9 protein-coding genes are annotated in these 12,899 nt (G+C 46.3%); 2 read left to right on the top strand and 7 right to left on the bottom strand.

Annotation, left to right across the window (positions count from 1 at the left end; translation table 11 throughout):
- Positions 1 to 24: 24 nt before the first annotated feature.
- A complete protein-coding gene (gene cls, locus FN831_RS22040) occupies positions 25 to 1,485 on the bottom strand; it encodes a cardiolipin synthase (RefSeq protein WP_185960572.1) in 1,461 nt (486 codons plus the stop codon).
- A gap of 163 nt (positions 1,486 to 1,648) precedes the next feature.
- On the opposite strand from cls, the gene FN831_RS22035 reads away from it, so the two are divergent.
- The gene (locus tag FN831_RS22035) at positions 1,649 to 2,014 is read left to right on the top strand and encodes a response regulator (protein WP_142530364.1); all 366 of its coding nucleotides are present in this window, start codon (positions 1,649 to 1,651) and stop codon (positions 2,012 to 2,014) included.
- Between the two features lie 10 nt (positions 2,015 to 2,024).
- Here the strand turns inward: FN831_RS22035 and FN831_RS22030 are convergent, their stop codons facing one another.
- Both FN831_RS22030 and FN831_RS22025 read right to left on the bottom strand, forming a co-directional pair.
- Positions 2,025 to 3,209, bottom strand: coding sequence for an aspartate aminotransferase family protein (locus FN831_RS22030; protein WP_142530363.1), 1,185 nt, complete (start codon positions 3,207 to 3,209; stop codon positions 2,025 to 2,027).
- Between the two features lie 26 nt (positions 3,210 to 3,235).
- Positions 3,236 to 4,561, bottom strand: a complete 1,326-nt coding sequence (locus tag FN831_RS22025) for an NAD(P)/FAD-dependent oxidoreductase (protein WP_142530362.1) — start codon at positions 4,559 to 4,561, stop codon at positions 3,236 to 3,238.
- Positions 4,562 to 4,736: 175 nt separating this feature from the next.
- Between FN831_RS22025 and FN831_RS22020 the strand changes: the two genes are divergently transcribed.
- On the top strand, positions 4,737 to 5,480 hold the full coding sequence (locus FN831_RS22020; RefSeq protein ID WP_142530361.1) for a DeoR/GlpR family DNA-binding transcription regulator: 744 nt from the start codon (positions 4,737 to 4,739) through the stop codon (positions 5,478 to 5,480).
- Here FN831_RS22020 and FN831_RS22015 read toward each other — a convergent pair.
- Genes FN831_RS22015 through FN831_RS22000 form a run of 4 tightly spaced genes read right to left on the bottom strand, consistent with a single transcriptional unit; the run spans position 5,477 to position 12,816 of the window.
- Complete coding sequence (locus FN831_RS22015; RefSeq protein WP_142530360.1) at positions 5,477 to 7,246, bottom strand: serine hydrolase domain-containing protein; 1,770 nt, start codon at positions 7,244 to 7,246, stop codon at positions 5,477 to 5,479. The two genes, FN831_RS22020 and FN831_RS22015, sit on opposite strands and share 4 nt — an antisense overlap.
- A gap of 8 nt (positions 7,247 to 7,254) precedes the next feature.
- Positions 7,255 to 8,547 carry a RagB/SusD family nutrient uptake outer membrane protein gene (locus FN831_RS22010; RefSeq protein WP_142530359.1) on the bottom strand — a complete coding sequence of 431 codons (1,293 nt, stop codon included), beginning with the start codon at positions 8,545 to 8,547 and terminating at the stop codon, positions 7,255 to 7,257.
- A gap of 21 nt (positions 8,548 to 8,568) precedes the next feature.
- Complete coding sequence (locus tag FN831_RS22005; protein WP_142530358.1) at positions 8,569 to 11,568, bottom strand: SusC/RagA family TonB-linked outer membrane protein; 3,000 nt, start codon at positions 11,566 to 11,568, stop codon at positions 8,569 to 8,571.
- 57 nt (positions 11,569 to 11,625) lie between these two features.
- Complete coding sequence (locus FN831_RS22000) at positions 11,626 to 12,816, bottom strand: anhydro-N-acetylmuramic acid kinase (protein WP_142530357.1); 1,191 nt, start codon at positions 12,814 to 12,816, stop codon at positions 11,626 to 11,628.
- Positions 12,817 to 12,899 lie beyond the last annotated feature (83 nt).

Raw genomic sequence — 12,899 nt, 5'->3', positions numbered from 1 at the left:
AAAAATCTCTTTTGAAAAATTTCTTTAAAGCATAGGAGATAACAACCTAGCTAATTTTTCGGGCAGCTGTTTGTACAACGGGCGTTTTTCCCATTCCACCGGATCAATTTTCCGCGAATCCTTCAGGTCCTGATGAAAAATGCGCGTCATTTCTTCTGCGGTATCAGTATCATAGATCACTGCATTTACTTCAAAGTTGAGTTCGAAGCTTCGGTTGTCCATGTTAGCTGTACCGATCACAGAGAGCTGCTGGTCGGATACCATAGTTTTTGCATGTATGAATCCTTTTTCATATTGATAGATTTCTACCCCTGCGTTCAGCAGTTCTCCATAATAAGAGCGTGCTGCAGCAGCCACCATTGTTGAATCAGATTTATCTGGTACCAGCAGGACCACTTTCACTCCGCTCAATGCCGCAACTACCATCGCATCCAGCAGGCTTTCACCAGGGATAAAGTAAGGAGTAGTAATCAATATCTCCTCTTCGGCCATACCAATTGCCTGGATCAGGGAAAATAAAATCGTAGGATTATCTGAATCCGGCCCGCTTGCCGAGATCTGTACTACTGCATCACCTGCATTTTCCTTGAGTTCATGGAAAAAGCTGGTTTGAGGCGTCAGTGGTTGATCTGCACAGAAGTTCCAGTCGCAAATAAACAGATATTGCAGGTAGAACGCGCCGGTACCCGTGATTTTTACGTGTGTATCCCGCCAGAATACCTGATCTGTATTGTAGCCATTATTGATGTACCTGTCACTTACATTAATACCTCCGGTAAAACCGATACATCCATCAATTACAATGATCTTGCGGTGATTCCTGTAGTTGAGCCGGTTGGCCAGTGCAATAAACAATACCCTGTAAAAGGGATAAGCCTCCACTCCTGCTTCCTTTAACTCCGGAATCACATTTTTCCTGATGCTCCGGCTGCCGAAATCATCATATATCAACCTTACGCTTACTCCCGCCTTTGCCTTTTCAATCAGGATATCCTTGATCGCATTTCCAATGTGGTCATCCTCAAAAATATAATACTCAATATGGATGTGGTGCTTTGCTTCCTTTAGTGCACGGAGCACCTCAGGGAATTTCTGCTCCCCGTTCAGCAGGATATCCACCTTGTTATTGCCGGTAAGGTAACTCATGCCATCGTTGAGCAGCAGTTGTGCAAGCTTCTGGTATTTAAGTATTTCCTCCGGAACGGTATCCCATATTTTTTTTGATTCCAGGTAGATCTGTTCACGTACCCTAAGCTGCATCTGTTCATCCTTGATGATCTTTTTACTGTACAGTTTACGTTTGCGGTAATTGGTACCGATACAGAAGTAGATGATGATTCCCACTACCGGCAGAAAGATTGTGAGCATCAGGTAAGCCAGGGTTTTGGTGGTAGAGCGGGTATCGTAAATAATACGCAGGCAGGTAGCGATAATGGCAAGCGTATATATGATTTCGAGTAAAAGTATCCAGCGTATCTCCTGCATCAGGTTTATAAGGTAAATGATAAATATAGTACATCTGTACCGTCCGCGCAAAAAAGCGGCCCCTGTAATATCACCAAAAGTCACAAAATACGCGAAAAGGGCTTGTTGATCACCGTATTGGCATAGTATTAGTTATCAAAATCAAAAAAATAAGCAAAGTACAATGAATAAGAAAATAGTGATTTTTGATGATGATCAGGAAATTTTAACAGCGTTGGAGTCGGTACTGGATTTTGTAGACTGGGACCTTATGACTTTTTCAAGCGGACTTGATGCCATCAGCGTGATCAGCCGGGAAAAGCCAGACCTAATTTTGATGGATGTATTGCTTGATGGCTTTGACGGCAGGGAAATTTGCAGGTCTATCAAAGAAAACAGCGATTTGAAACATATTCCAATCATCCTGATCTCAGGTGAGCAGGGAGCAGAAAATGCACAACACCAGGATTTTGGCCCGAATGACTTTCTCCCTAAACCATTTAATATTGGCGACCTGATTGATAAAGTGTACTTTCAGCTGGCATCGTAGGGACTAATGACTATAAGGAATCGAGTGCCCGGAGGATAACGGCGCAGGCGGTACTGATTTCCTGTTCAGTAATGATCAGCGGCGGAGCTATCCGCAATGCTGTTTCACAGTGGAGGAACCAGTCGATAATTACCCCTTCAGCAGCACAAAGCTTACTCACCTTTTCGACCTGTTCAAAGGCATCTAGCTGTATGCACATCATCAGTCCTATGCCGCGGACTTCCTTGATCAGCGGGTGCACAAGCAATGATCTGAAGAGTTCCCCTTTGGCAGTGACGTCTTTCACCAGGTTTTCTTCCAGGATTAAGTTCAAACTGGCCAGCCCGGCAACACTTGAAACAGGGTGGCCGCCAAATGTAGTGATATGTCCGAGGATCGGATTTTCTTTTAAAACCCCCATCACGTCCCTGTTGGCTATAAATGCGCCAATGGGCATGCCACCGCCTAAAGCTTTGGCCAGCAGCAATACATCAGGTACAATATTGTAATGTTCAAATGCGAATAATTTACCCGTACGGCCAAAAGCTGCCTGGATCTCATCAAGGATCAGTAAAGTACCTGTCTGCGTACATTTGGCCCTCAGTTTCTGCATGTAATCAGCAGAAGCTACCCTGATTCCTGCTTCGCCCTGTACAGTTTCCATAATCACACAGGCGGTACTGGCATTAATCAGCTCCAGGTCTTCCAACCTGCCGAAAGTTATAAAGCTAACGTCAGGAAGAAGCGGACGGTATTTTTGTTTGAAATCTTCATTGCCCATCACGCTGAGCGCACCATGGGTACTGCCGTGATAAGCATGATGGCAGGAGATGATACCCGATCTGCCGGTATAGCGCTTTGCAAGTTTGAGGGCGCCCTCTGTTGCTTCGGCGCCTGAATTTGTAAAATATACGTTATTGAGCTGCTCAGGCAGTACTGAGAGCAGTTTCTGTGCAAAAAGTACCATGGGCGACTGCACAAACTCTCCGTAAACGGTAAGGTGAAGATATTTATCCAGCTGTTCCCTGATCGCATCCAGTACCCTGGGATGCCTGTGCCCGATATTGCTCACGGCAAAGCCGGACACCAGGTCCATATAACTTTTTCCGCTTTTGTCAAACAAGTACAGGCCTTCGGCGCGTTCTATCTCCAGCATATTCGGACTGGTAGATGTCTGGGCATTGTTGAGCAGAAAAAGTTCTTTATGGCTGATCATAGTTTTTAATTAGGCCACAAAACTATCTATAATTTATTTAAATTTTGTGGAGACAGGTTCGATTCTTCCAAAGGCTCGGCGTCAACGCTCGGGAGGTTAACTGGCCTGATAATCATGCGCAGGCTCTGGTCTCTTGAAAAATAAGCCACTGTCCAGTGATAAAACGTATTGATCCTGTTTCTGTAGGAGATCAGTGACAGCAGGTGGATAAACAACCAGGCACACCAGGCAATAAAGCCCTTCAGGTGAATCTTTGGTTTAGGCAGATCCACTACGGCCTGATTCCTGCCGATGATGGCCATACTGCCTCTGTCGCTATAGGTAAACGCATGCAGCTCTTTATTTTCTGCCAGGCGCTTAAAGTTTGCAGCCAGGTTTTTTCCCTGCTGGATAGCCACCTGTGCCACCTGGGGGTGCCCCTCCGGATACGCGTCATCACCTGACTGGATACAGGTATCGCCAATAGCGTAAATATCTGTTAGCCCTTCTATCTGATGATAAGGGTTCACCATCAGCCTTTTGCCTCTGCCATAACTGGTAATGGGTATTCCTTCAAACTGCATGGCACTTACACCAGCAGCCCAGATCAGGTTTTTTGTCTGGATCTTTGTACCATCAGAAAAGATAACTTCATCATTCACATAATCACTTACATGGCTGTTGAGAATAACTTTTACACCTAATTCGGTAAGCTCTTCGAGGGTGTGCTTCTGAGACTTCACGCTCATCGGCTTTAGCAGGGCAGCTCCGCCATCAACCAGATAAATGTTGGCCCCGGTGTTTTTCAATTCAGGATAATCTTTTCTCATGATCCTGTAGCGCATTTCGGCAAACATTCCTGAGATCTCCACTCCCGTTGGCCCGCCCCCGGCGATCACAATCGTCAGCATTTTTCTGGCTTCGTCCTTATCCTGGGTAATCGTTGCTTCTTCAAAATGAGTGAGTATCCTGTTGCGCATCTGTATGGCATCGCTCAGCGTTTTCATCGGTATGGCATGCTTGCGTACATTTTCCATCCCAAAGTAATTGGTTTCTGCCCCTGTGGCAAAAACAAGCATATCATAATCTACCGTGCCATTGTTCAGGACAATCTGTTTTGCTTCAGGTACAACTTTTAACAGTTCGCCCAGCCTGAAATGCAGGTTGTCTTTACTTCTGAAAAGCTTTCTGATCGGATAACTGATACTTGATGGTTCAAGATAGGCTGTTGCTACCTGGTAAATCAGCGGCGGAAAGAAGTTATAATTGTTTTTGTCTACAAGCGTAACCTGATAATATTTATTTTTTCCAAGTTCAAGGGCCAGGTTGATACCAGCAAATCCCCCGCCTATGATAACTATTCTTTTTTGCATAATTCAATATTTATTCGCATCTTCTAACCTTAGCTAACCTCACGTATGTAGTTAAGGACAGTTAAAAGTAAAGAATGTTTTAAAACCTGAATGTAAAAATATAAGATGATGCAAATCATTGCAAATTGGGCGTTCCTGTTTTAGATATATTTGAGTAAATAAATTTCAGTTCCGCATGCTAAAAGACGAAAGACAGGCTTATATCATTAAACAAATCAACATTCACAATAAAGTGCTTTCTGCTGATCTGAGCAGGCAGCTTGATGTTTCTGAAGATACGATCCGGCGCGACTTAAACGAGATGGCCGAAACCGGAAAAATCTTAAAAGTTTACGGTGGGGCCATCTCCAAATCGTTCCATTATCCCTTCCAGCAGAACGAAGTTTATGCCCGGGATGCCAAAAAAGAAATTGCCCGTAAAGCACTCAAACTGATACAGAACGGCATGGTGATCCTCACCGGCGGCGGAACAACGATGATCGAAATGGCAAGGATGGTGCCCGAAAACATGAGCTGTACGCTCTTTACTGTAAGCCCCCTGCTGGCGCTTGAACTGACGGAACATTCCAATCTCGACGTACACCTGATTGGCGGCCAGCTGGCTAAAAATTCACAGATCTGTGTAGGTGCACAGGTGATCAACCAGTTGTCTGATATCAAAGCCGACCTCTGCTTTATGGGAACCAATGGGATCTCGCTGCAGGATGGGATCACGGATTCAGACTGGGAGGTGATCCAGATCAAAAAGGCAATGATCAATTGTGCAGAAAAAACAGCAGTCATGAGCATTGCCGAAAAAATGAATTCTATACATAAAATGAAGGTCTGCAACCTCAATGCGATCAATTATGTGATCACAGACCTTGAGCCCAAACATCCGCAGTTGAGCCAGTATGCCAAAGCAGTTACGCTGATTTAGTTATTTCCTTTTTTTATCGCCCTGTAGATCACATCCTGGATCCTGCTCCTGATATTCAGGCTCAGCAGTGCATTTCTTTTCGCATCAGGGTAAACCCTGTTTGACAGGAAAATATAGACCAGGTTACAGGATGGGTCTACCCATACACAGGTACCGGTATAACCGGTGTGACCAAAAACCTGCGGTGATGCCAGATATGAAGGATAACCTTTAGACTGGTCGGGATCTTTACGGTCGAACCCATAACCCCTGCGGCTCACCTTAGACTGTCCGGAGGTAAAAGTAGTCACAGTTTCAGGCTTATAATATTGCTGTCCGCCGTAGCTGCCTTTATTCAATAGCATCTGATACAGTATTGCCATATCGTTGGCCGAAGCAAAAAAGCCGGCGTGGCCGCTTACGCCGCCAGCCATTGCGGCGCCGGGGTCATCCACAAAACCCTGCACCAGCATATCCCTGAACCAGCTGTCATTTTCGGTGGTAGGCACAATCCTGTCTTTAGGGAAATGGTCCCTAGGCAGAAAACCTGCACTTTGCATGCCAAGGGGTTTATAGAAATTCAGATCCGTATACACATTGAGCGGTGTGGCAGCAACTTTTTCGACGATCTCCTTCATATAGTACATACTCAGGTCACTATAGATAAACCTGCCGCGGGTAAGGGCTTTATCGGCCAGCATCTGCGGCCACATCACATCCTGATAATAGTTAGCGCGGATGTAGTAATTATCCGCTACCTCAGTTGGGTACTGGTCAGATTTCAGGGTGCTCATGTCACCAGGTTTAAGCTGGGTATAAAAAGGGATAAAAGGCGTAAACCCTGCCTGGTGCAGCATCACTTCCTTCACCATAATATCTTTTTTATCCGGCATACTGCGTGTCCTGGCAATATATTTACTGATCGTGCTGTCCAGTCCCAGTTTTCCCTGTTCCACCAGGCGCATCACTTCCAGTGTGGTGGCCGATGTTTTGGTGAGCGAAGCCATATCAAAAATATCCGTCGTCAGCGTTTTGCGGTTTCCGGTATAGGTATGTTTGCCAAAAGCTTCGTTATAGATCACCTTGCCATCTTTCAGCACCATCACTACGCCTCCGGGCGCAGCGGTGGCCGCAATGGCCTCTTTCATTATAAGGGCAATACTGTCCAGGTTAGCCCGGTTTACTCCGGCATCTTCTGCAACACTATATTTCAAACGAATGGGCTTTTTATCCAGGCTGATCCCGCCAAATATGATTTGTGCAAGTACAGCAGCCCCTTCAGGAATGTCATTTTTACACCACAGTACCGGGGCCTTTAATCCTTTAAAAAAGCCGCTGTGGTCAGTTTTTCCGGAAATAGCCAGAATAACTGTTTTGGTTTTCTCCATTTCCATTAAAAATGCCAGCAGATGCTGATCGTAAACCGTTGCATCTGAAAGCTGAAAGATTGCCGTTCTGCAAAGTTTAAGATCGTCGTTGAGATGCGCATAACCGGTCGGGTCTGAGACAGGATATCCCGGCATGGTGTCCACCTTTACATATTTGCTGAGCATGGCATTGAAGGCCGCACTATTGGCCGCGCCCAGGCTGACACTTGCAGCATCCAGGCCTTCTAGGCTAATGATGGGTATCAAGCCCCTGTCATTATTGATAATAGCCGTATTCTTCTCGGCATTACGCTCCTTTTGAAGCCACAACAGGTTGCCTTGGTGCGTCTCCTGTGCGGCTAAAGTTCCGGTACAGCAGAAAACTGCGTATAAAATAAAACGAGCTGTTTTTTTGTTCATCTGTGTAGTTAAATCGCCGGATCTGCCGGAGTGTTTGGATTATTTAATCTTTCCTGATCAGGATAAGGGTAGAAATTCCTGTTTCGCTCTGTGAAGTTGGTCAGCGAAAACGGGCGCCCGAAACGGCGTGAATCTTCCCATCGCTGACCACTAAGAAACAGCTCTGCACAACGCTGACGATATACTTCTGTCAGCAGATCTGCCTGTGTAACTGCTCCGCTGTACGCAGGCAATCCTGCATTTACCCCGAAGAGATCTCCTGCAGCCTGTGTTCTCACCAGATTAATCTGCGTCAGGGCATCAGTTAACGCACCACCGCTCCTCAGGATCGCTTCTGCCTTGATCAGCTTAATTTCATCCGGCAGGTACACGGGCACATTGCCTGTTTGCGTAATGCCAAAACCTGTAAGCGTTCGTGTGCTGGTATTCACATAAAAATTCAGCCGCTGGTCGGCCGTCTCAAATAAATCTGCAGGCAAGCCAAAACCTGTCCTCGGCGTATAATATTTTAGTGTGTTGATATTATTCCAGATTGGGTTTACGCTTTGGGCATTATACTGATAAGCATTTGCCTTTGTCTGGTCTACCAGATTGGCACTCGCCAGGGCAGCTGCGTAATTTCCTGCCATCAGGTTGTATCTTGCGCTAAAGGCGTACAGCACACTCTTAAGGTCAAAAGTAGATCCTGCCACCAATGTAGTAAACTCTGCAGTAGCGGGCGTAGTATTGGTCCTGGCAATCGCATCATCCAGCAGGCGCACTGCTTCGGCAAGTACCTGTGCCCGCGGTATAAATTTAACTTTCTCCGTAGTACTGGTATTGATATTCGACTGTTCAAAAGACCCGGCAAGCGTAGCCAGTGAGATGGCCTTGAACAGTTCGGCATTGGCCATAATTCCCGAAAGAAGCCCTCCTGTTAAGGTAGTTACCTTGGGTGCATTGTCTATCACATTCTGGCTCATCGTCATCAGGCGCTGCATGTTAGACCAGAGGGTTAAAATGTTTCCGTTGGCCGTAGGCAAGGCTGTGCCGCCCGCTTCCAGTTCAAGTACATTGGTAAAAGTAGCTACGCCCTGTAATTCCCGTGCTGTTACCGCAGGATAAAAATACGCCGCATTGATACCGCTGGTAGATTCAAATTGTCTGAGGCCCACGCTTAAGCCGATAATTCCTTCCCTGGTGGTCAGTACATCCTCTTCTGCCGGTGCGTTCAGGTTCACGGTCTCCATTTTACAGCTTCCTGCAAAAAGCAGCATTCCTGCCAGCAATGTGATTTTGATCGGGTTATATATCTTGTTCATGTTGTTTCGATTGAAGAATTCTTAAAAAGTAATATTTAAACCTGCGATGATCATTCTTGGGATAGGTACCTCCACAAAATCAAAGCCGCGTACCGCAGAACTTTGTCCGGCAGCGTTAACTTCAGGATCATACCCGCTGTACTTATCAAATGATAACAGGTTGCGTCCCGACAGGCTAAACCTCATATTACCGGTTTTTAAGAAGTTAGGTTTAAATTCATAACTCACCGAAGCTTCTCTCAGTTTGACATAGGATCCGTCTTCTATCCAGTTTTCAAAGATGGAGAACAAGGCGGCCGAGGTACCTTTTGGCACTTCGCCCCTCAGTTCCGGCTCATAGCCTTTAAGCCCGCCGTACAGGTCGCGGTCGCCCACACGTTTGGTGAAATTGAATACATCGCCACCAATGGAAGCATCAAACTGTGTGCGGAACGACCAGTGTTTACCGATGCTGATCTCATTGATCAGGGAACCGATCCAGTCCGGATTAGGGTCGCCAATAACCTTTTTCAGTGTTGCACCAGAGGGCTGTCCGCTGGCATCCCTGCCTACTTTTTCTGTTTGAGGCAAACCGCCCGCCGTCAGTAATAATGATCCGTCTGCCTTGCGTGCAAAATAGGTAGAATAAAAAGTTCCCAGGGGCTCTCCGTTCACGGCTGCCACCTGACTAAATCCACCCGCAAACAGCAGTACTCCTCCTGGAATGTTGTTCACCTGGTTGCGGTTTCTTGAATAGGTTGCAGAAATATTCCATCTGAAATTATCCTTCAGGATGGGCACCGCCCTTACCATCAGCTCTATACCTTTATTGGTCATGGTTCCGATATTCAGGTATTGGCTCAGGTATCCCTCAGATGGGGCAAGACTGGCCAGTAAGATCAGGTCTTTGACGTCCTTTTTGTAATAACTAAATTCAAAACTCAGCCTGTCCTTCAGAAAGCTCATATCTGCGCCCAGTTCAAACTCTGTCTGGCGCTCGGGTTTGATATCAGGATTACCGAGCAGGGTTGGCGAGGTAACAGATGGCTGGCCTGATATGTTTACAGGCACATAAGAGGTGGTTTTATCATAGGCACCGATTGCAGTTAAATTTCCGGCCTGTCCGTAGGACGAACGGATCTTAAAGCTGGAGATGATATCGGAAATTTTTGAATCATTCCAGAATTTCTCATTCGAAACCACATAACTACCGCTTACTTTTGGATAGAACTGGCCCCTGAATTTTTCTCCAAAAACCGATGATTCATCATAACGGGCAGCGCCGGTGATGTAAAACTTATTTAAGATGCCGACGGTCTGCTGTACAAACGCGCCCATGATATTGACATCACTGCGGTACTCGGAAGCTACAGAAACCCCGTTATTGATGGTCTGCCCGATCGGGCCAAGCAAGGTTGCCGTGATACCTGTCTGATAAGTCTTCTGGCTTTGCGCTGTGCCCCCGATACCGGAAGTAGATTCCAGCCAGTCGTTGATTTTAGTCTGATACGAGATGTTCAGGTCATTATTCACCAGGAAAGTAGTCTGATCTGCCCTTCTGGAATATCCTGTATTGTAACTTGGAGTGGTATTCCCCACAGGAATGTAGCCTGTACCTATCTGTGTAGCATTGTCGTAACCCAGCACATAGTTGATGTTTAAACCTTTTACCGGATTGGCCATTAACTGGAAATCACCGATAAAACGGCTGGTACGCTGCTGAAAATCAAACCTGTTAATTGCTTCGAGCGGATTAGTCCTGGCTACTGCGGTGGCCAGTGCCGGATACACACCATTAACAGGATTAGGATTGATATAGTTATTGGCGAAGATAAAACCTGTCAGGGCACCGTAAGCCTCGTTGATACCACCGTTTGGCACTTCGTGACTGGTGCTTAAAATATAATTGGTACCGATAGACATCTTTAACCAGTTATTCAGTTTCTGATCGATTTTAGCCCGCACACCTGCCCTTCTGAAGTTTGTAGCATCGATAATTCCCTGGTTGTCCAGGAAGTTGCCGCTTACATAATATTGGGTATTCTCGGTACCACCGGATACAGACATATTGTTTTCTGTTCCGATAGCTGTTCTGAAAATATCATCCTGGTAATCGTAGCGCGTTACCGGTGTCTGGCTCAAATCCGTTACCGTAGTATTGTTATAACGGAAGGGATATTCGTTGATCTCCAGTTTTTTTCTCAGCTGACTCACTTTCAGTTGTGAAGAGAAAGCAAACTGTGTTTTACCGGCTTTGCCTTTTTTCGTGAAAATCTGCACTACCCCATTACTTGCCCTCGATCCATAAATCGCAGCCGCGGCAGCACCCTTGATGATCTCCATATGGTCTATATCATTTGGGTTGATATCTACCATACGGTTCTGGGAATAGCCGCCCAGATCCAATAGCTCTGTAGAGTTGTTATTTACAATCACACCGTCTACGATATACAGCGGATCACCTGATCCGGCTACTGTACTGGTACCTCGCAGCCTTACACTGATACCGCCTGCAGGGTTTCCGGAGTTTTGTGTGATCTGTGCGCCGGAGATTTTTCCGGCCAGAGCCTGATCAATTGATGTTGCAGAACTGTTGGCAATATCGCCCGCATTTACCGTAGAAATGGCATTCCCCAATGTTTTACGGCTTGTTGCTACAGAGGTACCGGTAACAACCACTTCGTTTAAGCGCAGATAATCTTCACTGATCTTTGCGTCAAGCGTTATTGCAGGGCTGCCGCCAAGTACAACATCCTTTAGCAGCGGCGAATAGCCGATGAAACTAAAAGTAAGCTGATACTTGCCCGGTTTGAGCGTAGTGCTCAGCTGATAAGCACCATTACTGCCGGCTACGGCGCCGCCGGCGGCATTACTGATCCTTACCGTGGCACCCGGTATAGTTTGATTTGTACGGGCATCTGTAATTACGCCTTTGATGATGTAGCCCTGGGTTTGGGCCATTCCCATACCTGCGTAACACAGGAACAGGAACACCAGTGCGACAGACCACTGGCAGGGTCGGTTGAGTAAAGTTTTTTTCATACTTCAGGATTGGATAGGTTGGTTTTGTTGATTTATTATATTTGGTAAGCCTTCTTCTTAGGGAAGGCTTATTTTTCCCATGGTTACACTTGGTATTCCCTGCCGCGAGCCATAATCAGTATCACCGCCGGCTACACATTCATTGGCAAGAAGGGCAAAAAGAACGGCCTCTTTGGCATCCGGATCTATACCCAGGTCTGCCGTATCTTTAAGCTTAAGCCCAAGTCCGCCGGCTAGTTTTTCTGCCAGAAGAGGATTGTGCATTCCACCGCCGCTCAGGTATACTTCAAAAGACTGGTCCTGGATCGAATTCCTGATTGCGCCAATGATACTCCTGGCCGTAAATTCACATAAGGAGGCAAGCACATCTTCCGGAGGCAGGGCCTGCTGTGAGGATGCTTTCTGGGCGGCACGGAGATAAGCCATATTGAAAAGCTCCGGCCCTGTGGTTCTCGGGAAGGGGTCATCAAAAAACTCATTTGCCATCAGTGCGGTCACCAGCGCCTCGTTTGCCTTGCCCGTTTTTGCAATTGCCGCATCCTCGTCATAGTACTTACCGGGATAATGCAATTGTATAAACTGGTCCATCATCGTATTGCCCGGACCCACATCTGTAGAAAAAACAAGATCCGCGTGGCGCCCTGCCGGCAGGTAGGTAAAGTTGGAAATACCACCTATATTGAGCAGTATCCTGTTTTCATCCAGACTGGAGAACAACAGATAATCGCCGTATACGGCCAGTGGTGCACCCTCGCCCCCTGCGGCAATATGTTTCTGCCTGAAATCACTCAGGGTAATGATACCGGTTTTTACTGCAATATGGTCGCCATCACCAATCTGCAGTGTAGCATCGGGATACGATATCTTCTGATGAAAGGAAAAGGGCGCATGAAAAATCGTTTGTCCATGACTGGCGATCAGGTCTACAGCATCCACCGGGAAGTCCCATTTTTTTAAGGCTTCCAGTATCAGTTCTGCAGAATATGTTCCAATAACCGCATTGAGCAGGGTTACTTCCTGCAGGCTCACCTCTTTTTTAAAAGATATTGATTTCAGTTGTTCCTTATACGCCTCCTTATAGGGAAAAGTGATAAAGTGCAGCAACTTTACGCGGGTACCAAATCCTGATCCGCTAAATTCACAGAGCGCAATATCAAGTCCGTCCAATGAAGTTCCGGACATTAAACCAGCAATAACCCGCTTAGCAGCACCTGATATATCCGCTAACTTTGAGATTTGATTGTTCATTGTATAAATCCTTTGAGTAAATCAGTAATGCTGCCGGGGTCACGACAAAAAGAACCGCACAGAACAGCAATAAAACCTTTTAA

The organism is Pedobacter westerhofensis, from assembly GCF_900182595.1.
Taxonomy (GTDB): domain Bacteria; phylum Bacteroidota; class Bacteroidia; order Sphingobacteriales; family Sphingobacteriaceae; genus Pedobacter; species Pedobacter westerhofensis.
This window is presented reverse-complemented; position numbering and strand designations above follow the sequence as displayed.